The following is a 22045-nucleotide window of genomic DNA, read 5'->3' on the forward strand; positions in this document are numbered from 1 at the left end:
GCATGGGAGAGCGGCCGCGTGACCTGCCAGTGAGTCACGCGGCCGCTCACATTCGTCTCCCGCGGACCCGGCGCCCTGCCCGGCCCGCACCGGTGGTCAGCTCTTTTCCGGGGCCGCGCCCCGGACCTCGACGGCCGGGCGGCGCTTCAGCTTGGCCAGCATGCGCCGCGTCGTGAGCAGGTAGTACTCGCGCGGCAGCGTGCGGAGCCGCAGCGGGAGCCGCGGGTACACGAGCGCGATCACGCCGACCAGGAGGCGGAACCGGCGCTCCCGCCGCGCGTTCCACTCCCACCCGTACTGCTCGCGGATCGGCGCGGGCATCAGCCCCGCGGTGAGCAGCCGGATCGCCGCCAGGCCGGGCGCGTGCAGCGGGCCGCCCGGCAGCCTCGGGTTGAGCACCTGCTCGGCGATGGCCCGCGACGCGTCGGTGATCTCCAAGCTGCGCAGCATGCCCGCGTAGTACTCGCGGAACTGCGGATAGGTCCCCGGCATCCGTTCCTCCGGGCAGCCGAGGATCGTCGCGTAGACCTTGGTCTGCCGGTAGAACTCCTCCAGCTCCGCACCGGTGAGCGTCCGCCGGAAGACCACCTGGTAGAACTGCACCGCCACCGCGAACAGCGTGGCCGCGACCCACACCTGCAACTCCGGGTCGTTCGCCTCGTAGTCGGGGCCGGTGACGGCCGCGTGCCCCTTGGTGACCAGGGCGCTGAAGGTCTCGGCCTCCTCCCGCGTCCCGAACTGCACCGCGTAGAGCCACCCCATCGTGTTGCGCAGCCTGCGCAGCGGGTCGTCCGCCGTGTAGCTGTGGTCGTAGACGCCCTGCGCCACCTTGGGGTGCGCGGTCTGCAGCAGGGACGCGGCCCCGCCCGCGGCGATCAGCACACCCTCCCGCGTGATGACGCGGATCAGGTCGCCGTCCTGGAAAAGTCCTTGGCCACGGGGTTCATCGAGGTCATCGGGTTCATTGGCGAGCATGGTCATGGCGCCCAGTGTAAGTAAGTACTTTCAGTTGTCGCCAGTCGGGCGTACGGGCCGGGAGTCGCCGGTGCGACGGGACGGGTCGACGGGGTCGACGGGGACGGGGACGGGGACGGGGACGGGGACGATATTGAAGCGACGGGCCGATCCTTCCCTGCGACAATGGGGGCATGCCCGCCCAGATCCATGTCCGCGGCTCGATCTCCATCCCGGAGTCCGAGCTCGGCTGGCGCTTCTCCCGCTCCTCGGGGCCGGGCGGGCAGCACGTCAACACCAGCGCCACCGCCGCCGAACTCTCCTTCGACGTCGCGAACTCGCCGTCCCTCCCCGAGCCGCTGCGCGCCCGCGCCCTGGAGCGTCTCTCCGGCCGCCTGGTCCGCGGCGTCCTCACGATCCGCGCCGAGGAGTACCGCTCCCAGCAGCGCAACCGCGACGCCGCCCGCACCCGCCTGGCGACCCTCCTGGCCGAGGCGACGGCCCCTCCCCCGAAGAAGCGCGTCCCGAAGAAGATCCCCCGCGGCATCAACGAGCGGCGGCTGGAGAACAAGAAGCGCCGCAGCAACGTGAAACGCCAGCGCAACGCCCGCTGGGACTAGCCTCCGACGTTTCGGGGCCGCCCTCCCGCGGCCCGCTCAGCGGCGGAACAGGGCCCGGCTCGTCCCCATCATGATCCGATCGCGCGGGCGCAGCGTCCGCAGCACGGACTCCAGCACCGGCCGGGCCATCGAGACGCACCCCGCGGTCCGGCCCGCGCCGACGTGCATGAAGATCGCCGAACCGTTCCCCTGGACGACCGGCGAGTCCGGCGGCCGGTTGTAGTTGATCACCACGGCCTGCCGGTAGGGCCCGTTCTCCATGATCTGCGAGAGATCCTCGTCGGCGGGCAGGCACGCGCCCCGGTAGTAGCGGTTGTACCGCCGGTCGCCGATCGTCGACCCCCAGCAGTCGCCGCTCTCCCGAAGCCTCCGGTAGGGGAGGCGGGAACCGGGGTTCCCTTCGCCGAACGCCTCGGTCAGGCTGTAGGAGCCGGTCGGCGACCTGCCGTCGCCCTCGCGCTTGGCACCGGGTTCGGCGTACCCGTTCCTTCCGACATGCCCGGGTGCGGTGAGCACGGCTGTCCAGGAACGTCCTGTCCTGACGCATTCGGTGACGACCACCTCGGTCGTCCCGTACCGGGCCGCCACGGCGAACACCACATGCCGCGCCGCACCCGCCCCGTAGCGCGTCTTCCCCTGGCCGAGCGCCCGGCAGGGAGCCTCCGCCTTCTCCTGGGCAAATGCCTGCAAAGCAGGAGAACTCGCCGTAACCAGTACCGCGACAGAGGAGAGGACCGTGACCCGCATGGCGCCCGAACGCATGACGCGGCTCCCTGTTCTCCCCCGGACGAGCGTGCCGATGATCGCGTCCCGATCCCTACCCCGCCCGGGTTCGCCTCACCCGCCCGCGAGGCCGGACGGCACTACGCCCGTCCCACCGGCGGCGGGACGGGCGTGGGCGGGGCTGCTCGGCCCGGATGCCCGCTCGGTCGAAGTACCGGTCAGCTGAAGTACTCGATGAACGGGGTCTTCTTGTCGGGCTGGGACGCCGTGCCGGTGCTGACGATGCCGGTGGTGCCGGGGCGGGCGTCGATGTCGGAGGCCTGGACGGTGCCGGTGCGGGCGGGGCCGTTGAGTGTCGTCCATGCGGTGCCGTTGTAGTGCATGTACTGGGTCTTGGTCCCGGTGGTGATCGGGAGCATGACCACGCCGCCGTTGCCGTCGGAGGACAGGCCGATGCCCGCGGCGTTCAGCGGGGTGTCGACCGTCTTCCAGGTCTTGCCGTCGTAGCGCTGGATCGCGTTGGTGATCTGGGCGTTCTGCCGGACGCGCAGGACGTACACGTTCGTCGGCGAGTCTGCGACGATGCGGTGCAGGGTGCCCTGGTAGCCGGGGACGCCCAGGGAGCCGGGGACGTCGATCTTCTTCCAGGACGTGCCGTCGAAGTGCATCACCAGGCCGGTCACGGACGTGCCGGTGGCGGACGTCGTGCCCGCGAGCCACACGTCGTTCTTGGCCCGGACGTCCACGGCGGTGATGGACGAGGAGGGCGGCAGCGGGACCTTCGGGTCGACCCACGCGGTGCCCGTCCAGCGCAGGATGGCGCACGGGCCGCCGGCCGCGGCGTCGATGCCCGCGACGGAGTAGGCGGTGCCGTCGGCGGCGGCGGACACGGCGGTCGGGAAGCCCACCATCGGGTAGGCGACCTGGCTCCACTTGGTGCCGTTCCAGTAGAGGCCCAGGGTGCCGCTCAGGTTGTAGCCGATGACCCACGCCTTGCTGGCGCTGGAGACGGCGACGTCGGTGGGGGTGAAGCCGACCGGGCTCGCGTCGGCGACCCAGGCCGAGCCGTTCCACTTGACGAGCCTGGCCTCCGGGCCGAAGAAGGAGCCGGCCGCGCCGACGGCCCATCCGGCGTTCTTGGCGCCGAAGTCGACCTTGTCCAGGCTGCCGTTGTAGGCGAGCGCCGTACTGCCGATGCTCTTCCAGCCGGCGGCGTGCGCGGGGGCGGCCACGGCCACCGTCCCGGCGGCGCAGGCGAGGGCGGCGATCGTCGCCGGCACCGCGTTCCGTCTCATCAGTCGCAAGATCCACAGCTCCCAAGATCACAGCAAGCGTGCGCAAAAGAGTACGGCATTACTTACTGCTGGGTAAGTGGAACCTTCTGGGCGACCAGATCAGGACGCCACGTAAACCACAAAACGCCCGGAACTATGAAGTTCCGGGCGCTCTGCGTGCCGACGCGATGCCGGAGGGCTACTCGCCCTTCCAGTTCGGCCGGCGCTTCTCGGCGAAGGCCGCCGGGCCCTCCTGGGCGTCCTTGGACATGAAGACCGGCAGGGTGATGTCCTGCTGCTTCTTCCACGCCTCGGCGGACGTCCAGTCCGCGGACTCGACGATGACCTTCTTGGTGGCCGCGAGCGCCAGCGGGGCGTTCTCGGCGACCTTCAGGGCCAGTTCCTTGGCCGCGGCGAGCGCGCCGCCCGGCTCGGCGAGCCGGTTGACGAACCCGAGCTCGGCCATCCGCTCCGCCGGGTACTTGTCGCCGGTCAGGGCGATCTCCATGGCGATGTGGTACGGGATGCGCTGCGGCAGCCGCAGCAGCCCGCCGCCCGCGGCGACCAGCCCGCGCTTCGGCTCGGGCAGCCCGAACCGGGCGTCCCGCGCCGCGACGACCATGTCGCAGGACAGCGCCACCTCGCAGCCGCCGGCCAGGGCGTAGCCCTCGATGGCGGCGATCAGCGGCTTGGCCGCCGGGCGCTCGGTGATGCCGGCGAACCCGCGTCCCTCGACGGTCGGGTTGTCGCCCGTCAGGAAGCCCTTGAGGTCCATGCCGGCGCAGAACGTCCCGCCCGCGCCGGTGAGGATGCCGATGGACAGGTCCTTGCGGGAGTCGAGCTCGTCGAGGGCCGCCGCGATCCCCTTCGCCACCTCGCCGTTGACCGCGTTGCGGGCCTCCGGGCGGTTGATGGTGATGATCAGGACGGCGCCGTCTTCCTCGGTAAGGACAGCGTCGGTCATTCAGTGCCTCACTTCGGCTGGAAGCGGATACCGCCGTCGAAGCGGATGGTCTCGCCGTTGATGTAGTCGTTCTCGATCAGGGACTTGACCAGGTGGGCGAACTCCGACGCCTTGCCCATCCGCTTCGGGAACGGGACGGGGGCGGCGAGCTTGGCCTTGAACGCCTCGGCGGCCTCGCCCTCGCCGTAGATCGGGGTGTCGATGATGCCGGGGCAGATCGTGTTGACCCGGACGCCGATCGCGGCGAGGTCGCGGGCGGCGGGGAGCGTCATGCCGATGATGCCGCCCTTGGACGCGGAGTAGGCGATCTGCCCGGTCTGACCCTCGATGCCGGCGATGGACGCGGTGTTGATCACCACGCCGCGCAGGCCGTCCTCGTCGGCGGGCTCGGTCTTGGAGATGGCCGCGGCGCCGATGCGCATCAGGTTGAAGGTGCCGATCAGGTTGACCCGGATGACGGTCTCGTAGGAGGCCAGGTCGTGCGGGCTGCCGTCGCGGTTCACGGTCCGCGACGCCCAGCCGATCCCGGCGCTGTTGACGATGACGCGCAGCGGGGCGCCGGAGTCGACGGCGGCCTGCACCGCGGCCTGCACCTGCTCCTCGCTCGACACGTCCGTCTTGACGAAGACGCCGCCGAGCTCGTCGGCGAGGGCCTTGCCCCTGTCCTCGTTCAGGTCGGCGATGACCACCTTGGCGCCTTCGGCGGCCAGCGCGCGGACGGTGGCCTCACCGAGGCCGCTCGCGCCACCGGATACGACGGCGGAAACTCCGTTCAGGTCCATAAGCGACACCTTACGTGAGGGACCGAATGTGGTTCGGGGTGATGCTATCCAGACGACGCCGCGCGCTCTGCTCACACCCCTGCGGATTGCGGAGGCGCGGTCCTGCCCGGGAGCCGAAGTTATTCAGGAGTCACAATAGAGAAAGTTTGCTCCCCCCTGGCAAGGGCACCCGAACCGCATGAGCGAGCGTCCCGCACAGAGCCAGTCCTACCCCGGGCGAACCGAGGACATGACGCCCCAGCCGCGCGACGAGATGCGCGGCTACACCGGCAGCGGTCTGCTGGCCGGGCGCCGCGCGCTGATCACCGGCGGCGACTCCGGCATCGGCCGCGCGACGGCCGTCGCGTTCGCCAAGGAGGGCGCGGACGTCGCGATCACCTACCTGGAGGAGGACGACGACGCCCGGCACACCGCGGGCCTCGTCGAGGCCGCCGGACGGCGGTGCGTGACGTTCGGCGGCGACCTCGCCGAGGAGCGGCACTGCCGCGAGGTCGTCCGGCACACCGTCCGCGACCTCGGCGGACTCGACCTGCTCGTCCTGCACCACGGCACCCAGACGCCGGTGAAGGACGTGCGCGAGATCGACGACGCCCAGCTGCGGCGGACGTTCGAGGTGAACGTGTTCTCACTGTTCTGGGCCGTCCAGGAGGCCCTTGACCACATGGGGCCCGGGTCGTCGGTCATCATCACCGGGTCCATCAACGGGCTGCGCGGCAACAAGACGCTCATCGACTACTCCGCCAGTAAGGCCGCGGCGATGGCGCTGACCACGTGCCTCGCCCAGAACCTCATGGACCGCGAGATCCGGGTCAACTGCGTAGCCCCCGGCCCGGTCTGGACGCCGCTCATCCCCGCCACGTTCGACGAGGAGAAGGTCGAGGACTTCGGGAAGCAGGCCCCGATGGGACGCGCCGCGGACCCGGACGAGATCGCGCCGTCCTACGTGTTCTTCGCCTCCGACCGTCAGTCGTCCTACTACACCGGACAGACCCTGGTGCCCGCCGGCGGCGAGATCCACCCGGGCTGACGGAGTTCCGATGGAGCTGCGGCGCAGCGACCTGAACGAGCCCGGCTACGGACGCCGGAAGTGCGGCAAGGGGTTCGTGTACCTCGATCTCGACGGCCGGTCCCTGGCCGACCCCGCCGAGAAGGCACGGATCAAGGCGCTCGTCATCCCGCCCGCCTGGAAGGACGTCTGGATCTGCCCCGACTCCGACGGCCACATCCAGGCCACCGGGACGGACGCCGCCGGGCGCCGCCAGTACCTCTACCACGAGGCCTGGCGGGAGCAGCGCGACCGGGAGAAGCACGACCACGTCCTGGAGCTGGCCGAGCGGCTGCCCGAGGTCCGGCGCACGCTCACCGGTTATCTGGCCGGACGGCGCTACACGCGCGAGCGGGTGCTCGCGGCGGCCGTCCGCCTCATCGACCTCGGGTTCTTCCGGATCGGCGGGGAGGCGTACGCGGCCGAGAACGGCACCTTCGGGCTCGCGACCGTCCTGCGCGAGCACGTCAGCTGCGGGCGGGACCGGGTGACGTTCGACTACCCCGCCAAGGGCTCGAAGGACCGGTACCAGGCCGTCGCCGAAGAGAACGTGTGCAAGGTGGTGAGCGGGCTCAAACGCCGCGGCGACGACTCGCCGGAACTGCTCGCCTACCGGACGCCCGCCGGCTGGCACGACGTCACCACGTCCGACATCAACGAGTTCATCCGCGAGGTCACCGAAGGCGACTTCACCGCCAAGGACTTCCGGACGTGGCACGCCACCGTCCTCGCGGCCGTCGGGCTCGCGGTGTCGGTGCGCGCCGGGGAAGGGGACGCCGGGAAGAGGGACACCGGGAAGAGGGACACCGGGAAAAGCGACCCCGCCCGCCAACGTGCCATCGTCCGCGTCGTCAAGGAGGTCGCGTCCTACCTCGGCAACACCCCGGCCGTGGCGCGGGCGTCCTACATCGACCCGCGCATCATCGACCTGTACGAGGAGGGCACGACGATCGCGCCCGCCCTCGGACGGCTCGGCGTGGACGTCGCCGAGGGCGAGCTGGCGACGCAGGGGCCGACGGAGCAGGCCGTCCTCGACCTGCTCCGCGCGGCGCCCTGACGCCCGTCACGCCCCGCTCCTCACTCCGCGCGGCGGTAGGCGGCCGGCGGGGTGGGCGTCGTGCCGAGGCAGGTGGCCACGGGGTCCTCGATCGAGCACCAGCCGGGCTGGCGCACCGGAACGTACCCGGTGGGGACGCCCCGGTTCGCGATGATCGACCGGTAGGTCGGGACGGCATCGGTCGGACGGCGCGCCAGGGACGGATCGGTCAGCGCGTCCACCGTGTAGAGGCCGAACCGCGGCCGGTAACTGCCCCACTCGTAGTTGTCGGTGAGGCTCCAGTAGTTGTAGCCCATCATCTTCACGCCGTCGGCCATCGCGCGCTGGATCCAGTAGATGTGGTCGCGCAGATGGTCCGAGCGCGTGTAGCCGTCCGCGCGCGGCTTGCCGTTGTCCGTGGACATGCCGTTCTCGACGATGTAGATGGGCAGGTTCGGCAGCCGGCGCTGGTAGTTCCTGAGGACGTAGTAAAGGCCCTCGGGCTCGGGGTCGATCTTCCAGAACTCGCCCATGAGCGCGTAGGCCGCGGTCACGTTCTGCAGGTTGGCGCCGTAGTAGTAGTCGATGCCGATGAAGTCGAGCTTGTCGGTGACCTCGTTGAACAGGGCCGCGTCGAAGATGCCGTTGACGGGTGACCCGTAGGCGACGTTGCTGGACACCGGGGCGCCCGGGTCCACGGCGTGGATCATGTCGTAGGCGGCGCGGTGCGTCCTGACCAGGGCGTCGCGCATCTTCAGCATCTGCCCGAGGTCCATCGGACGGGCCGTCAGCTCCTTGTAGATGTAGGCGCTGGCCTCGTTGAACGTGATCCAGACGGCGCCCTGGCGCTTGTACCTGTCCACGACGAAGCGGGCGTTGCCGAGCCAGTCGTCCTGCGTGCGGGGGTTGTCCCAGGCGCCCTGGTCGGCCACCCAGCCCGGATACACCCAGTGGTCGAGCGTCAGCATCGGACGCATCCCGGCCGCCTTGATCCGGCGGACGAGGTCGTCGTAGTAGGCGAGCGCCTTGGGATCGCGGTAACCGCGGCGCGGCTCGATGCGGGACCACTCGATGGACGTCCGGAACACGTTCGCGCCGAGCCCGCGGGCAAGTTTCAGGTCGCTCGGATACCGGTGCCGGAAGTCGGCCGAGTTCCCGTACGGGTCGGTGACGCCGGTGGCCTTGCGGTCGGCGTACCTCGTCCAGTTGCTGTCCGGGAAGGATCCCTCGCTCTGGAAGCCGGACGTGGCGACGCCCCAGAGGAATCCCGCCGGGAACTTGGCGGTGGCGGGCTCGACGGTCTCCGCGGCGGCCGGAGACCCGGCGGTCAGGGTGAGGACGACCGCCAGGGTGAGGGCCGACAGGAGGTGGACGGGGTGTGCTCTGCGGGGCCTGCCGAACACGGGGCTCCCTCCGGAGGCGGGACATGAATCTCCTTCGCACTACAGGGGGCCGCGCGGGCCGCCGTCAATGGGCGGACACGGCCAGATCCGGCAACCTCCACCCGCCCCGGGCTGTGCCGCGAATCACAGATCAATAAATGAACCACCATTTCCTCGACCCTTGTGACTCATTCCACAATTCATGAAAGGGGTTGCCGATCGCTGCTGGCAGAGCGCTGGACCAGCGTCTCAAACGGACCGCCGGCACCGTGGAGAAATGGCGGGTGATTTGCCAGCCTCGCCCGGCGCTGGCTAGCTTCCTGCTCGGTTCATGCGGCGCCCGAGGCGCCCGGACAACAGAACACGCACCCCGGCGCACGGCGGCGGCGCGGACGGTCTCCCACCGGAGGCCGGCGCGGACCCCCAGGTCGTCCCCTCCAGGGACCCCGCCCGGAAGCCGTCGTCGGACGCCGAATCCGTGCAGACGAGAGGCACGGAACCGGAAGCGGCCGCCATTTCTCTGCGTCTCCCCTCAATGACGCTGCGAAATCGGCTGCGGTATCTCGAACCCTCCAGGAAATCCGGCGGGTGACAGCTGCCCGGTAGGCATCGATCGCGAGGTCTGGAGACATTCTGCATACCCCTCGAAACCCCCTGAAGGCCGGATTCACCGTGGGCGGGCTCGTGCTCACCACGACCGCCGCGCTCGGCGCGTCCGTCCTGGCGGCAGGACCCGCGCAGGCCGCGGCGCCGCAGCGGGCGGCCCTCGCCGCGGCGCCGGCCGCGACGGTCACCAGGACCGTGACCGCCAAACAGGCCCGGATCGCCAAGCAGAAGAAGCGCGCCGACTACGCCGTGAAGTACGCGGCCAAGCAGATCGGCGACCGCTACCGCTACGGCGCGACGGGCCCCGGCTCGTGGGACTGCTCCGGGCTGGCCGGAGGATCCTGGCGCAAGGCCGGGGTGAAGCTCCCCCGGACCACCCAGCAGATCTACAAGGCGGTGCACAAGAAGGTCTCCTGGAAGGGCGCCGTCAAGGGCGACCTGCTGTTCTTCTACGGCGGCAGGAGCCACATGGGCGTCTACGCCGGCCACGGCTACATGATCCACGCGCCGAGCTCCGGCAAGCGGGTCAAGAAGATCAAGCTGAACGGCTACTACAAGCGCAACTTCCACGGCGCCGTCCGGCCCGGTATCTGACCCCGGACGCACGCCCGGCCCCGCGCCGCCCGCCCGGCGCGGGGCCTTCGCCGCTCCCGGCGCTAAGCCGGCAGGGTCCGCCGCAGGAAATCCTCGGTGAGCCGCCAAGCGCGCGCGGCAGGCTCCGGCTGGTAGAACATCGGCGCCTTGCGGTTGTGGAACGCGTGCCCGCCGTCCTCCTGGACGTGGATTTCCATGTGGTCCTTCTCCCCGACCGCGCGCTCCACCTTGGCGACGTCCTCACGAGGGATGTACGCGTCGTCGCCGCCGAAGTGGAACTGCGTGGGCGCCTGGATGGCGTCGAGCCGGTCCAGCATGTTCGGCACATCGGACCCGTAGTACGAGACGAGCGCATCGACCTGGGCCCTGGCGGCCACCAGGTACGCGAGCGTCCCGCCGAGGCAGAACCCCACAACGCCCACCGCGTCCACCTCTGGCAGCCCCCTGAGGACCTCCAGCGCCGCCACAGCGTCCTCTACGCCCTTCTCCACGTCGAACTGGGCGACCATCGCCATCGCCTTGGGCACGCCCTGTTCGTTGTGCTCGGCCGTCCAGTTCGGCTCGATCCGCCAGAACAAGTCGGGCGCCGCGACAACGAACCCCAGCGCGACCAGGTCCTCGGCGACCGCCTCCAGGTACTCGCCGACACCGAAGATCTCCTGGAGGAGCAGGATCCCCGGACCTCGCGTCCCCCACACCCGCAGGTCGAACTCACCGCCCGGAACAACGACCTTCTCTGTTCGCGTCATGTCAGCCGATGATGGCGTAAACGGCGCTGGCGTGCGCGACGGTCTTCCCCTCCGCCGCCATGTCGATCTCCGCGAACGCCAGTGTCCGGCCCAGCTTCGACAGCTCCGCGTTCACCAGCACGTCCCGTCCCACCACCGGCCGCTGGAACGTCGTGCTGAGCTGCACCGTCGTCATCGGCACGAAGGAGCCCCTGGCCCCCGACACCGCCAGCACCACCGCCGTGTCGGCCGCCGCCATCAGCGCCTGCCCCGACAGCGCGCCGCCCTCCCTGGCGAGACGGTCGGACCAGGGCAGCCGCAGCACCGCCGTCCCGTCCCCGACCTCCTCGGGCACGAGGCCGAGGTCGAGCACCCAGGGGGCGAAGTTGTCACGCAGGATCTCTTCGGGCTTCAACGTCACCCCGTCATGATGCACGCTGAGGGCATGCACGAGGAGATCTTCCTGCCCACCACCTACGCCGCCGGTGTCCCCTACGCGACGTTCGCCGGGCTCCGCACCGCGTCACCGGTCGCCTGGGTCGGCGAACCGGCCGTCGGCCCCTGGCCCGCGGGCCCCGGCTTCTGGGCGGTCTTCCGGCACGCCGACGTCAAGCACGTCCTGCGTTCCCCGGACCTGTTCTCCTCCAACCTCGGCGCCACCCAGATCCGCGACCCCGACACGCCCGAGGACCTCGCCTTCGTCCGCGCGATGATGCTCAACCAGGACCCGCCGGACCACTCCCGCCTCCGCCGCATCGTCGCCGCCGCGTTCACCCCCCGCGCCGTCCGCGCCCTGGAGGACACGATCAACGAGCGGGCGCGCACCCTCGTGGCCTCCGCCCTCGGCGAGGACACCGACTTCGTCGAGCTCGCCGCGGACCTCCCCGTCTGGACGCTGGCCCACATCATGGGCGTCCCCGAATCCGACCGCCGCCTCCTCTACGACTGGGCGTCCCGCGTCATCGGCTACCAGGACCCCGACTACGCCGGCCTCTCCACCGCCGACGCCGCCTCGATGAGCCCCATGGCCCGCGAGGCGATGAAGGACCGCCCGTCCGAGACCGTGCGCCCCGACGGCCGCCCCATCAACCCGCGCTCCTCCACCGCCCTCGCCGACATGTTCTCCTACGCCCACGCCCTCGCCGCCGAGAAGCGCTCCCGCCCGTCCGGCGACATCATGTCCCGCATGCTCCAGGGCGGGCTCACCGCCGACGAGTTCGAGAACATGTTCTTCCTCTTCGCCGTCGCCGGGAACGAGACCCTCCGCAACGGCATCCCGGGCGGCCTGCTCACCCTCCTCGACCACCCCGCCGAACTCGCCCGCCTCCGCGCCGACCCGTCGCTCCTGCCGTCCGCGGTCGAGGAGATGCTCCGCTACTGGCCCCCGGTCATGGACTTCCGCCGCACCGCCACGACACCGCTCGACCTCGGCGGCCAGAACGTCAGGGCCGGCGACAAGGTCGTCGTCTACCACGCCTCCGCCAACCGCGACGAGACCGTCTTCCCCTCCCCCGACCGCTTCGACGTCGCCCGCACCCCCAACGACCACGTCAGCTTCGGCTTCGGCCCCCACTTCTGCCTGGGCGCCCACCTGGCCCGCACCCAGATGCGCGCCGTCTTCCGCGAACTCCTCCCTCACGACGTCACCCTCACCGGCACCCCCGTCCGCCTGGCCTCCAACTTCCAGAACGGCCTGAAGCACCTCCCCGTCCACCTGACCCCCACCCCCTAACCCCGTCGCGAACCCCCCGCCGATCTCGGTACTCTTGCCGAGACGGGTCGCTAGCTCAATTGGCAGAGCTCCGGACTTTTAATCCGTAGGTTGTGGGTTCGAGTCCCACGCGACCCACCCAGCTTGACCAGGGCAAACACAAAAGATGCCCGGTTCGTCCCCTGCCGGACATGCCCCGGTTCGTCCCCGTGGCTGCTCGATAGCTGCTCGGCGGCTCGCTCCGGGCCCTGCATCCACCCGGGTAGCGCCTCGAAACTGGGTACTCTCCGCCCCGCCCAAGCCGGTCATGTCGCCCACAGAACCAGCGGCCAGGGCCGCCAGAGCAGTCAGCCACGCACATCCACGAGCGCGAGTCCGCAGGCTCGCATCCCGGCGCAGGCGGCACCCTTGAGCAATCCCCACCAAGTGGTCGCGAAGAGCAGCCGTGATCAAGAGCGCGACACGGGCTGGTGGATCGGGAGGGGGTGCGGGGGTTGGTGGCAAGAAGAGCAGGTCGCCGGGCTGGAGTTGGAAGCGGGGGGAAAGGTGATACCGCGGTTCTCACTGCGCGCGTGACCAACCTGAGCCACATCACCGCACCGCCTCAGCTTGACACCCTCGCCAATGTATGGAAGAGAAACCCAGGCCGCGCGGCGTGGCGATTCCGGCCATGCGGCGCGGCCTGAGAGCTCCAGTCATCCCTTCGGAATCACCAGATCGGGACCGTTGATCGCCTTCCCGGCGACGACGTGCAGGGGTCTCGGCGGGACCGCCGCTGTAACCGAGTTTGATCCACTGGGTGGCCAGCCCGTACAGGGCGTAGTCGGCGCCCCCGGGGATCCTCGCGAATGGCGCGGCGATGTCGCCGGTTCGGGCGCTGACGGCGACGACGCTCACATACTCGTTGGGAACCACCGAGCCGATGACCTTGCCGCTCAGCTTGCCGCTCTCCGGCAACCGGGCATCGGCGGTCACCGTGCCCCCGGCCTGGACCCTGATCGGCCGGGCGGCGAAGCGGTCGGGGGCCTCACCGGACCATTGCCACGCATAGCGGCCCCGGAAGTCCGGGTACTGGACACGCCAGTCGTAGGGGCGGAGGCCGTCGATGGTGTAGCGCCCGCCGGAGTCGGTGCAGTTCCTGGCCCCGTGCTTCCGGGCCGGATGGGCCGGCAGGCAGCACCCAGGCGCACACGTCCTCGACAGCCTTGCCGGTGCGGGCGTCGGTGACGGTACCGGCGATGGATCCCGTCCCGTCCAGCCGCACCTCGGTCTCGATGACCTCCCTCGTTGAGTGCCGGCAGGATCCGGTTCTCGCGGAACAGCCTGTTGTTCAGGGCATTGCCGTGCGCGGTGTTCTGGGTCAGGGGGAGGAACGCGCACGAGAACCGTGGGTTCTGGGTTCCGCCCTCTTCGCTGGAGGCGTACGGGTACTCGTCGCATGACAGCCCGAGCGATGACGCTTTCTGCTGGTATGCGGTGGTGCAGATCGTGGCGCGGTTCTGGTCGTGGGTGACGGGATCGGAGCGGTGCAGGGGGCTGCCGTACTGAATGTCTCCGTAGTGCTTGTAGTTGTCGCGCACCCTGATGGCATACAGGTTGTGCTTGACCACCTCTCGGTAGTCTCCGTATTTCGTGTCCGCGACCTTGTAGTCCATGTAGAAGGTCGCGGCGGCGGCGTTGCCCATGTGAACACGCAGCCTTCTGCGCCGATGTAACTCTCCTTGTCACAGCGCACGTTGAACGGCCCGGCGCTGTAGCTGTGTGACCAGGCGTTCGCGAGGGTGATATCGAGATCCGGTCGGTGATGATCGAGCCCGCCGAGTTCGCCGTGCTGAGTCCTGAACGGGAGGACTACCTGCGCACGCAGATCGCGTACCGATTAGGTTTCCGCGCCGCGCCCGTCTGTACGTGTGAGATCGACTCACAGGAGGCTGACACGATGCGGAAACTGACCTACGCCATGAACGTGAGCCTGGACGGCTTCATCGCCGCGCCCGGCGACGACCTCGGCTGGAGCGCGCCGAGCGACGAGCTGTTCCAGTGGTGGTCCGACCGGGTGGGAGCGACGGGCCTGGCGCTGTACGGGCGCAAACTGTGGGAGACGATGAGCCCCCACTGGCCGACCGCCGACCAGCAGCCGGGTGCCACACCGGCGCAGATCGAGTTCGCCCGCCGCTGGCGGGACATGCCGAAGGTGGTGTTCTCCTCCACGATCGACAAGGTCGACTGGAACACCCGCCTGGTCACCGGCGACGCGGTCACCGAGATCACCCGGCTCAAGGCCGAGGACGGCGGCCCGATGGACATCAGCGGCGCCGCGCTCGCCGCGGCGGCCATGCGGGCCGGACTGATCGACGAATACGCGATCGTCACCCACCCGGTCCTGGTCGGCGGCGGCACGCCGTTCTTCACCACGCTGGACAACTGGGTGAACCTGACCCTGGTCGAGACCCGGACATTTCCCGGCGACGCGGTACTGACCCGATACGAGACGAGGCGATGAGCACGGGCCGAGAACTCGCTCGTAAGGCCAGGTCGAAGTCCTTCCTGGCGTGCTCACCGTGACCCTCGGCTATGAGGGCCCCTTCCCCGGACCCCCTTGCGTTCCGAGGGAGCTGCTGACCGACTCGCTGAAGGTGAGGACGGCGGCGTCCTTGATCGTGACGGCGTTCTTCGGGCGTGTAGATGCCCCGCCGGCAACGTCGGCGGGGCGGTGGTGTTCGCGTTGCCGCGTTGGTGTTCAGCTGGTCGGGGTGCTCATTCCGCGGTGACTTCGGTGACGCCGGCCCATGCGCCGGACTCGTCGACGGTGGGGACTCGTCTGATCACAGCGTCGCGGGCAGGCTCAGCCATGGTTTGTCGGTGGCGTCGAATCCGGTGAGCTCGGCGATTTTCCCGTCGACGATGTGCAGGACCGCGATGTTCAGCAAGCGGTATTCCGTGTCGTCGGGGGCGCGGAGGTACAGCACGGCGGCAGGCATGCGGTTGACCGTCGTGGCGACGCAGCGCCAGTCGTCGTGGCCGCGCTGGAAGAGCCCACCGGAGACCCAGCCGTCCACCGCGTCCCTGGCCGTGACGGTCAAGGTGTCCGGCTCGGGCAGCATCGCGAAGCGCAGGTCGTCGCGCAGCAGGGCCGTCAGCCCGTCGAGGTCGTTGCGCTCGTGGGCGTCGATGTACGACTTCACCACGCCGCGCTCGTCATTCGACAGCTCGTGCGTCGCGGGGCTCCTCCAGTCGAGGCGGCGGTCGGGCAGCTGCTCGCGCATCGTCACGCGCGCCCGCTGCAGTGCGCTGGTCACCGATGCGACGGTCAGTTCGAGGGCGCCCGCGGCCTTCGCCGCCGGCCAGCCGAGGACGTCGCGCAGGATGAACACCGCCCGCTGCCGCGGCGGCAGGTGCTGGACGGCGACGATGAACGCCAGCTCGATCGTCTCCCGCGCCACCACCGCTTCCTGCGGGTCCTCGGGGAGCATCCGGTCCGGGTAGGGCTGCAGGTAGAGCACTTCCGAGCCCGCGTCCGGCAGCTCGGCAGGCACGGGTGTGCGGTCGCTGCGCTTCTCCAGGAAGTCGAGGCAGGTGTTCGTCGCGATCCGGTACAGCCAGGTCCGCAGCGCAGCGTGACCCTTGAACGACTTCCGCTTGTTCCACGCCCGCAGGAACGTCTCCTGCGTCATGTCCTGGGCGTCCTCGTAGTTCGCGAGCATCCGGTAGCAGTGCACCTGCAGCTCACGCCGGTAGCGCTCCGTGATCAGCGCGAACTGTGCTGTGTCATGTGAGCGGGCCGCCGCGATGAACGCGGCCTTGTCGGCGTCCAGCAGTCTGGCGTCGGTCATGGTCGTCGATCCTTCCGCGGGTGGCGAGGGGCTACCAGAACTGACGACGTGGCGAAGGATTTCTGATCGGTGAAGCAGCTGGCACCGGGCCGTTCGGGGCGAAGTCGCGACCGCCACCGCAGCCCGGGAACTAAAAGAGGAGACAGGCCTGGTCGTCAATCCCTCCGAGCTTAAGGTTGCGGGCATCATCCATGGCGGGTGGGGAGTGGAGGCGCCCAACGGCTTCCTCACCGTCGTGTTCGTCGCCCACCGCTGGGAAGGCGACCCGGTGAACGCCGAGCCGCGCAAGCATTCCCAGGTGGCCTGGCACCCGGTCGACAAAATGCCGGTGGAGTTCGTGTCGACGACCCGGGCAGCGCTGTTGAACTACCCGCGCGGCGATCCGATGGTGACCGCAGAGGGCTTCTGACCGGCACAGACCTGGGCTCCTCCGGCGCCTGGCCATGCGCAGATTCCGCGAATGGCTGTCCACCGAAGTGGTCGGTGAGCTGGTGTTCCACGCTTCGTGTCCAGGCCGCGGAGGCGGAGGATTCCGCAGATCTGGCCAATCGGGTGCGCTTGCGCCTGGCTGCTGTGTCATGGATCGAGCAGGGCTCCGGAGTCTTCTGGGGCCGCCCTGCGGCTTTGCCCGCGCAACCCCTGAGCGAGGCGGCGCCCTCAGTCGGATCGCGGAACATCAAGCCGTTGCCCGCCGCCTCAAAGTGGATCCTGCGAGTCGTTGTCAGGGCACTTGGCGGTCAGGGCCCGTTCGAGTGGTTCGGACGATGACGCGGGCGTACTGCTTGTCGGCGATGAGAAGCCCTTCGCCTCGTGGAGTGGTCCCGGCCGGGTGAACCTCGATTCAGATGTCGCCGCCGGAGGGGCCCTCTTGTTCCCATCGGAGTGTCCGGCTGGCGAGGCCGGCCGCGACCTGGTCGCCGAACGGCCGTGGGAGCAGACACCCAGTTCAAAGACGCGTCGCCCACCGGGACCCGCAGGCGCGGGCCGCATGGTCAAGTAGCCGATCGTGTCCTGCTGGACCACTGCCATGCTTCCCCACCGGTACATGGGCTCGACCAGCCAGCCCGCGGCGGTGCCGCCACCGGTCAGCAAGCGGCAGAACCCCTCCAGGTCGGCCAGCCAGAACTCGACGTCGCCGACGTCGTCCTCTGCAACGTTCACACCCAGCCAGTGGTGAACCGGTGGATGGTCCAGCGCGGTGCGAAGGGCGTCGGCGTCCACCGACGACCGGCCGTCGGCGCCGGGATGGGTGACGACGCCGTCCTGAGCGTAGGCCGCCTGCACGGTGGCGCTAGGGACGAACAGATGCCGCGGCACCGTGCGCATCGCGTCCTCGACCCGCCGGTCGTGAAGTACCCCCCACTGCACCAGCTCGTCGGCGTCGGCTCGTTGGCGGCTCGGCGGTTCCGAAACGGATCGACACGCGGCGGCATCGTGTAGCACGAGGATCAGGACCGATACGGATAGATCAGCACCGGCCGACACTGAGAGAGCCACCCTGATACGAGAGCTTCGGACTTTTAATCCGTAGGTTGTGGGTTCGAGTCCCACGCGACCCACCACCCCTGACCAGGGCAAACGCGAGAACGCCCGGCTTGTCTGCTGCCCGCTTGCCCCCCTTCGTCCCAATGTCGGCTCGTCGAGGGCGGTTCGCGGACACGCCCTGGGCCTGGTCACCCTCGTTCTCCAGCAGATTCCCCTCGGCCCAGGCCGCGTCGCCCGCGGCTTCCCGCGGTGGACCGAGGCCGTCCGGCGGGCGGTCGACGCGGCGCCCACCCCGGCAGAGCGGGTCCTCGCCTCCGCCCGCGCCAACATCGCCGAGGGCTCCGGCGGCGGCCACAGTGGGCGCGTCGGCCTGGCCCGCGCGTCGCTGTCCCCCCAGGGCACGGCCCGCATGCGCTGCACCGCCGATCAGGTGCCATCATCGACGGCCCGCCGGAGGAGCCCGGCTAGGGCAGCAGGTGCCGCTCGTAGGCGGTGGCCACGGCCGCCGCCCGGTCGTTGACGTCCAGCTTCGCGTAGATGTGGGTGAGGTGGGTCTTGACCGTGGCCTCGCTGATGAACAGCTCGGCGGCGATCTCCCGGTTGCCGGTGCCGCGCGCCACCAGCCGCAGCACCTCCAGCTCGCGGGCGCTCAGCGAGCCGCCGCCGCGCGGGTCGCGCATCCGCGAAACGAGGCGGGCAGCGATGGCCGGGGACAGCACGGTCCGGCCCTCGGCGGCGGCGCGGACGGCGTCGAACAGCTCGTCGCGCGGCGCGTCCTTCAGCAGGTAGCCGGTCGCGCCCGCTTCGATCGCCGGGATCGTGTCGGTGTCGGTGTCGTAGGTGGTGAGGACGAGCACCTTGCAGGGCAGCCCGCGCCGGGTGAGATCGGCGATGGCCTCCACGCCGCCTCCGCCGGGCATCCGCAGGTCCATGAGGACGACGTCGGGCCGGAGTTCCGCGGCGAGCGCCACGGCTTCGCGGCCGTCGGCGGCCTCGGCCACCACCTCGAACCCGAGGGCGCCGGCGAACATGCCGCGCAGGCCGTCCCGCACGACCGGGTGGTCGTCGACGATCAGCAGAGTGATGTCGGCGGTGGCGTCAGGCATGGCGGATCAACGGTACGCGGGCGGACACGGCCGTGCCCCGGCCGGGCTCGGACTCGACCTCCAGGGTGCCGGCGACGCGTTCGGCGCGCTCGCGCATGGCGGTCAGCCCGAAGCCGCCGGATCGGTGGGCGGCGACGGCGAAGCCGCGGCCATCGTCGCGGACGTCCAGGGTCACCTCGTCGTCCATGTAAGAGAGGGTCACGCCGACGCGTTCGGCGTGCGCGTGGCGGGCGGCGTTGGCGAGGGCCTCATGGGCGATGCGCAGCAACGCGGCCTCAAGCTCGTCGTGCAGCGGCTCCACCGCCCCGGTGACGGTGAGCCGGGCCCTGCCCTCGGTGGCCTTCTTCAGCGCCTCGGGGAGCGTGCCGTGCTCCAGGTCGACCGGCGCGAGGTCCTGCACGGAGCGGCGGGCCTCGCGCAGGCTCGCGCGGGCGAGGTCGGTGGCGCGGCGGACGTGCTCGCTGTCCTCGGCGGCCTGGAGCTGGGTGATGATGCCCGCGAGCCCCTGCGCGATGGTGTCGTGGATCTCGGCGGCCAGCCGGCGGCGCTCGTCGCTGACGCCGGCCTCGCGGGCCTGGACGAGAAGCTGGGCCTGGAGGCCGGCGTTCTCGGCGAGGGCCTGCTCCAGCCGGGCGTTGGTCCGTTCGAGTTCGGCTATCGTCTCGTCCTGAACGCGGGTGCGCTCGGCCTCCCGGTCGGCGAGGGCGCCGAAGACGAAGACCAGCCCGGTGTTCAGGACGAGGAGGCCGGCGAACCCGCCGGCCTGGGCGAGGCCCTGCGGCGGCAGCCCGCCCGACTGGGCGCCTGCCATGGTGACGGCCGTGACGAACGCCCCGGTCATGGCCCAGCGGCGGGTCAGGTAGTGCTGGGCATCGAAGTACCCGAGCACGGCGTATACGGAGAAGAACGGGTTCAGCCAGGTCATGGCGAAGGCGAGGACGGTCCGCGTCCAGAAGTAGACGGGCCCCGGGATCCTCCGTCCGGCGTGCAGGATCTGGAGGGCCAGCGCGGTGGCCAAGAGGGCCGCCGCCGCCCGCTCCTCCGCCACGGACATGAGCTCCCGGAGTAGCAGTGCCAGGAAGGTCGCGAGCGGCAGCAGGGCGAACGGTCCCCACCGATGGAACCGTTCCCATTGCTCCTGGATTGTCGCCACTGTCCCAGTTTCTCCTATCCCCAGCGAAACCAGCGCACGGCGGCGGCGATCAGGACGGCGGCCCACCCAGCGGTGACGCCGAGGTGCGCCCAGTCGGTCCAGCCGCCCTCGGCGGCCTGGTTGAGGGCCTGGGACGCGGCCCCGAACGGGAAGTACTCTACGACGTCCTGGAGCAGGTCGGGCATGGCCTGGACCGGCACCCACACCCCCGCGAGGAACATCGCCGGGAAGAAGACGACCGAGCCGACCACGGTGGTGGCCTTGGTGGTCGGCGTGACCGCCGTGACCGCCGCGCCCAGCGCGAGCGCGCTGAGGGCGCCGAGCAGCAGCGCCAGCAGGTAGCCGGGCACCTGGCCCGGCAGCGCCACGCCGAAGGCGATCCGGCCGACCGCGATGACCAGCAGCGCCGACCCCAGCGCGGCGGCGAAGTGCAGGACGATCTGCGCGGCCAGCAGCGAGCCGGGCCGCACCGGCGTGGTCGACATGCGGCGCAGGATGCCGCGCTCGCGGTAGCCGGACAGGACGGGCGGCAGCGCCTGGACCCCCGCCATGATCAGCGCGAGCAGCACGTTGACCGGGACGTACAGGTCGATGACCCGGTTGCCGCCGAGGGAGGGGTCCGGCTCCCGGAACGACGGGATCAGCCCGAGGATCGTCAGCAGCACGGTCGGGAAGGCGACGATCCAGAACAGGCTGAACGGCTCGCGGGAGAAGAGCCGGAATTCGGCTTTGAGGACGGCGGTGGACGCGGACACGTCAGTTCTCCTGCTCTGCGGTGAGTTCGAGGAAGGCGTCGTCCAGCGTGGAATCGGTGATCCGCAGTTGGTGGGCGGTGATCTGGCGGCGGGCGAGCAGCGAGACGACCGCGTTGACGGTCGCGTCGGTGCCGTGCACGGTGACCCGGCCGTCCCTCAGCTCGAAGGTCGTGGCCTCGGGCAGCCCGGTCAGCTCACCGTCGTCGAGGGGCCGGGACGGGGTGAAGGAGAGCACGGTGCCGCCGGCGCTGCGCCGGATCAGCCCGGCAGGGGCGTCGAGCGCGGCGACGCGGCCCTGCTTGAACACCGCGATCCGGTCGCAGAGGCGCTGGGCCTCCTCCATGAAGTGCGTGACGAGCAGGACGGTGACGCCGGAGCGGCGGACGTCCTCGATCAGCTGCCAGGTGTCGCGGCGGGCGCGCGGGTCGAGGCCGGTGGTCAGCTCGTCCAGGACGACGATCCGGGGGCGGCCGATGAGGGAGAGGGCGATGAACAGGCGCTGCTTCTGGCCGCCGGACAGCTTGCCGAAGCGGGTGGCGAGCTTGCCGGTGATGCCGAGGCGCTCGGCGAGTTCGCGCCAGTCCGCCGGGTCCGGGTAGAGGGCGCTGTAGAGCTCCAGCGCCTCCCGCACGGTGAGCTTCTCCTGGAGTTCGCTCTCTTGGAGCTGGACGCCGAGGATCCGGGTCAGCTCCCCGCGCGCGGTGCGCGGGTCGAGCCCGGCGACGCGGACGGCGCCCGTGTCGGGCTCGCGCAGCCCCTCCACGCACTCGACGGTCGTCGTCTTCCCCGCGCCGTTGGGGCCGAGGATCCCGAAGATCTCCCCCTCCTCGACGGCGAACGTGACGTCGTCCACTACCGGACGGCCGCCGTAGACCTTGCGCAGGCCGCTGACTTCGATGATCGGCATGCTTCGAGCATCCCGGCGGGCGGTGCCCGCGCACATCGCCCAGGCCGCTCTACCAGCCATCAGCCGATCGGTTGATGCGGCACTACGACTTTCCCAGGGGCCACGACTCAGCGGCCACCGGCCGGGGGCAGACCAGCGTCCGGGCCAGGTGGACGACCATCGCGACGAACGCGAGCGCCCACGCCGCCGGCGCCACCCACATCCCGTGCCGGCCGATCCACTCGACCGCGGGGAGGTCGTCGGCGACCGACCTCACGAGAGATCGAGGCTCACGCACGACCCGCAGAACCATGGGAACGTCAGGGTGTCCGCGCAACGGCGGGCAGCCCGAGATGTCGTCAGAAGGTCTCACGATGACGCGGTCGTAGAGCCCGGCATGTCATTTGC

General features: G+C 70.3%; 23 protein-coding genes, 1 tRNA gene and 1 pseudogene. 8 read left to right on the plus strand and 17 right to left on the minus strand.

Annotated features, from left to right (window positions below):
- Positions 1-96: 96 nt before the first annotated feature.
- Entirely contained in the window at positions 97-981 is an 885-nt protein-coding gene (locus CHC11_RS23950) for an oxygenase MpaB family protein (RefSeq protein WP_245919666.1), read from the minus strand.
- 167 nt (positions 982-1148) lie between these two features.
- Here CHC11_RS23950 and arfB point away from each other — a divergent pair, with 167 nt between their 5' ends.
- The gene (arfB, locus tag CHC11_RS23955; RefSeq protein WP_089314041.1) at positions 1149-1574 is read left to right on the plus strand and encodes an alternative ribosome rescue aminoacyl-tRNA hydrolase ArfB; all 426 of its coding nucleotides are present in this window, start codon (positions 1149-1151) and stop codon (positions 1572-1574) included.
- Between the two features lie 36 nt (positions 1575-1610).
- On the opposite strand, the gene CHC11_RS23960 is transcribed toward arfB, so the two are convergent.
- From CHC11_RS23960 to CHC11_RS23975, 4 genes are all read right to left on the minus strand, one after another.
- Positions 1611-2264 carry a L,D-transpeptidase family protein gene (locus CHC11_RS23960; RefSeq protein ID WP_143227221.1) on the minus strand — a complete coding sequence of 218 codons (654 nt, stop codon included), beginning with the start codon at positions 2262-2264 and terminating at the stop codon, positions 1611-1613.
- A gap of 251 nt (positions 2265-2515) precedes the next feature.
- The gene (locus CHC11_RS23965) at positions 2516-3592 is read right to left on the minus strand and encodes a hypothetical protein (RefSeq protein ID WP_089314043.1); all 1077 of its coding nucleotides are present in this window, start codon (positions 3590-3592) and stop codon (positions 2516-2518) included.
- Positions 3593-3770: 178 nt separating this feature from the next.
- Complete coding sequence (locus CHC11_RS23970; protein WP_089314044.1) at positions 3771-4535, minus strand: crotonase/enoyl-CoA hydratase family protein; 765 nt, start codon at positions 4533-4535, stop codon at positions 3771-3773.
- A gap of 8 nt (positions 4536-4543) precedes the next feature.
- On the minus strand, positions 4544-5317 hold the full coding sequence (locus CHC11_RS23975) for an SDR family oxidoreductase (protein ID WP_089314045.1): 774 nt from the start codon (positions 5315-5317) through the stop codon (positions 4544-4546).
- 178 nt (positions 5318-5495) lie between these two features.
- Here CHC11_RS23975 and CHC11_RS23980 point away from each other — a divergent pair, with 178 nt between their 5' ends.
- Positions 5496-6344, plus strand: coding sequence for an SDR family oxidoreductase (locus tag CHC11_RS23980; protein ID WP_089314046.1), 849 nt, complete (start codon positions 5496-5498; stop codon positions 6342-6344).
- A gap of 10 nt (positions 6345-6354) precedes the next feature.
- The gene (locus CHC11_RS23985; protein ID WP_089314047.1) at positions 6355-7419 is read left to right on the plus strand and encodes a DNA topoisomerase IB; all 1065 of its coding nucleotides are present in this window, start codon (positions 6355-6357) and stop codon (positions 7417-7419) included.
- A 20-nt stretch (positions 7420-7439) separates the two neighbouring features.
- Here CHC11_RS23985 and CHC11_RS23990 read toward each other — a convergent pair whose 3' ends face one another.
- Positions 7440-8801 (minus strand): glycoside hydrolase family 1 protein, encoded by a 1362-nt coding sequence (locus CHC11_RS23990; RefSeq protein WP_245919668.1) that lies wholly within the window; start codon positions 8799-8801, stop codon positions 7440-7442.
- Between the two features lie 651 nt (positions 8802-9452).
- On the opposite strand from CHC11_RS23990, the gene CHC11_RS23995 reads away from it, so the two are divergent.
- Positions 9453-9980, plus strand: a complete 528-nt coding sequence (locus tag CHC11_RS23995; protein ID WP_245919670.1) for a C40 family peptidase — start codon at positions 9453-9455, stop codon at positions 9978-9980.
- 62 nt (positions 9981-10042) lie between these two features.
- Here the strand turns inward: CHC11_RS23995 and CHC11_RS24000 are convergent, their stop codons facing one another.
- A complete protein-coding gene (locus CHC11_RS24000) occupies positions 10043-10729 on the minus strand; it encodes a dienelactone hydrolase family protein (RefSeq protein ID WP_089314048.1) in 687 nt (228 codons plus the stop codon).
- A 1-nt stretch (position 10730) separates the two neighbouring features.
- Entirely contained in the window at positions 10731-11129 is a 399-nt protein-coding gene (locus CHC11_RS24005) for a PaaI family thioesterase (RefSeq protein WP_089314211.1), read from the minus strand.
- Between the two features lie 24 nt (positions 11130-11153).
- Between CHC11_RS24005 and CHC11_RS24010 the strand changes: the two genes are divergently transcribed.
- On the plus strand, positions 11154-12440 hold the full coding sequence (locus tag CHC11_RS24010) for a cytochrome P450 (protein ID WP_089314049.1): 1287 nt from the start codon (positions 11154-11156) through the stop codon (positions 12438-12440).
- 44 nt (positions 12441-12484) lie between these two features.
- Positions 12485-12557 (plus strand) — tRNA-Lys (locus CHC11_RS24015).
- Between the two features lie 453 nt (positions 12558-13010).
- Here CHC11_RS24015 and CHC11_RS40510 read toward each other — a convergent pair.
- Positions 13011-13394: a hypothetical protein gene (locus tag CHC11_RS40510; protein WP_143227222.1), complete on the minus strand. Its 384-nt coding sequence runs from the start codon at positions 13392-13394 to the stop codon at positions 13011-13013.
- A complete protein-coding gene (locus CHC11_RS43930) occupies positions 13391-14104 on the minus strand; it encodes a NucA/NucB deoxyribonuclease domain-containing protein (RefSeq protein WP_089314050.1) in 714 nt (237 codons plus the stop codon). Before CHC11_RS43930 ends, CHC11_RS40510 begins: the two co-directional genes overlap by 4 nt.
- 254 nt (positions 14105-14358) lie before the next feature.
- On the opposite strand from CHC11_RS43930, the gene CHC11_RS24025 reads away from it, so the two are divergent.
- The gene (locus CHC11_RS24025; protein WP_089314212.1) at positions 14359-14922 is read left to right on the plus strand and encodes a dihydrofolate reductase family protein; all 564 of its coding nucleotides are present in this window, start codon (positions 14359-14361) and stop codon (positions 14920-14922) included.
- 322 nt (positions 14923-15244) lie between these two features.
- Here CHC11_RS24025 and CHC11_RS24030 read toward each other — a convergent pair whose 3' ends face one another.
- On the minus strand, positions 15245-16252 hold the full coding sequence (locus tag CHC11_RS24030) for an RNA polymerase subunit sigma-70 (protein ID WP_089314051.1): 1008 nt from the start codon (positions 16250-16252) through the stop codon (positions 15245-15247).
- Between the two features lie 109 nt (positions 16253-16361).
- Between CHC11_RS24030 and CHC11_RS24035 the strand changes: the two are divergent.
- Positions 16362-16661, plus strand: a pseudogene (locus CHC11_RS24035) (NUDIX domain-containing protein); the annotation flags it as partial.
- A gap of 287 nt (positions 16662-16948) precedes the next feature.
- Here CHC11_RS24035 and CHC11_RS24040 read toward each other — a convergent pair.
- The 6 genes from CHC11_RS24040 to CHC11_RS41555 form a co-directional block, all read right to left on the minus strand.
- Positions 16949-17749 (minus strand): class I SAM-dependent methyltransferase, encoded by an 801-nt coding sequence (locus tag CHC11_RS24040; RefSeq protein WP_143227223.1) that lies wholly within the window; start codon positions 17747-17749, stop codon positions 16949-16951.
- Between the two features lie 452 nt (positions 17750-18201).
- Positions 18202-18843, minus strand: a complete 642-nt coding sequence (locus CHC11_RS24045) for a response regulator (RefSeq protein ID WP_089314053.1) — start codon at positions 18841-18843, stop codon at positions 18202-18204.
- Entirely contained in the window at positions 18836-19996 is a 1161-nt protein-coding gene (locus CHC11_RS24050) for a sensor histidine kinase (RefSeq protein WP_089314054.1), read from the minus strand. The genes CHC11_RS24045 and CHC11_RS24050 overlap by 8 nt, the downstream gene beginning before the upstream one ends.
- Positions 19997-20010: 14 nt before the next feature.
- On the minus strand, positions 20011-20751 hold the full coding sequence (locus CHC11_RS24055; RefSeq protein ID WP_089314055.1) for an ABC transporter permease: 741 nt from the start codon (positions 20749-20751) through the stop codon (positions 20011-20013).
- A gap of 1 nt (position 20752) precedes the next feature.
- Positions 20753-21658 carry an ABC transporter ATP-binding protein gene (locus CHC11_RS24060; protein WP_179278970.1) on the minus strand — a complete coding sequence of 302 codons (906 nt, stop codon included), beginning with the start codon at positions 21656-21658 and terminating at the stop codon, positions 20753-20755.
- Positions 21659-21740: 82 nt separating this feature from the next.
- A complete protein-coding gene (locus CHC11_RS41555) occupies positions 21741-21914 on the minus strand; it encodes a hypothetical protein (protein WP_179278971.1) in 174 nt (57 codons plus the stop codon).
- Positions 21915-22045 lie beyond the last annotated feature (131 nt).

Source organism: Actinomadura mexicana, from assembly GCF_900188105.1.
Lineage (GTDB): Bacteria > Actinomycetota > Actinomycetes > Streptosporangiales > Streptosporangiaceae > Spirillospora > Spirillospora mexicana.

Bases quoted from the DNA above. Each gene is read 5' to 3' on its own strand.
- CHC11_RS23980 (WP_089314046.1), top strand. From the start codon at position 5,496: ATGAGCGAGCGTCCCGCACAGAGCCAGTCCTACCCCGGGCGAACCGAG.
- CHC11_RS23985 (WP_089314047.1), top strand. From the start codon at position 6,355: ATGGAGCTGCGGCGCAGCGACCTGAACGAGCCCGGCTACGGACGCCGG.
- CHC11_RS24010 (WP_089314049.1), top strand. From the start codon at position 11,154: ATGCACGAGGAGATCTTCCTGCCCACCACCTACGCCGCCGGTGTCCCC.
- CHC11_RS43930 (WP_089314050.1), bottom strand. From the start codon at position 14,104: ATGGGCAACGCCGCCGCCGCGACCTTCTACATGGACTACAAGGTCGCG.
- CHC11_RS23950 (WP_245919666.1), bottom strand. From the start codon at position 981: ATGACCATGCTCGCCAATGAACCCGATGACCTCGATGAACCCCGTGGC.
- CHC11_RS24025 (WP_089314212.1), top strand. From the start codon at position 14,359: ATGCGGAAACTGACCTACGCCATGAACGTGAGCCTGGACGGCTTCATC.
- arfB (WP_089314041.1), top strand. From the start codon at position 1,149: ATGCCCGCCCAGATCCATGTCCGCGGCTCGATCTCCATCCCGGAGTCC.
- CHC11_RS24000 (WP_089314048.1), bottom strand. From the start codon at position 10,729: ATGACGCGAACAGAGAAGGTCGTTGTTCCGGGCGGTGAGTTCGACCTG.
- CHC11_RS23975 (WP_089314045.1), bottom strand. From the start codon at position 5,317: ATGGACCTGAACGGAGTTTCCGCCGTCGTATCCGGTGGCGCGAGCGGC.
- CHC11_RS23970 (WP_089314044.1), bottom strand. From the start codon at position 4,535: ATGACCGACGCTGTCCTTACCGAGGAAGACGGCGCCGTCCTGATCATC.
- CHC11_RS24060 (WP_179278970.1), bottom strand. From the start codon at position 21,658: ATGCCGATCATCGAAGTCAGCGGCCTGCGCAAGGTCTACGGCGGCCGT.
- CHC11_RS24045 (WP_089314053.1), bottom strand. From the start codon at position 18,843: ATGCCTGACGCCACCGCCGACATCACTCTGCTGATCGTCGACGACCAC.
- CHC11_RS24030 (WP_089314051.1), bottom strand. From the start codon at position 16,252: ATGACCGACGCCAGACTGCTGGACGCCGACAAGGCCGCGTTCATCGCG.
- CHC11_RS23965 (WP_089314043.1), bottom strand. From the start codon at position 3,592: ATGAGACGGAACGCGGTGCCGGCGACGATCGCCGCCCTCGCCTGCGCC.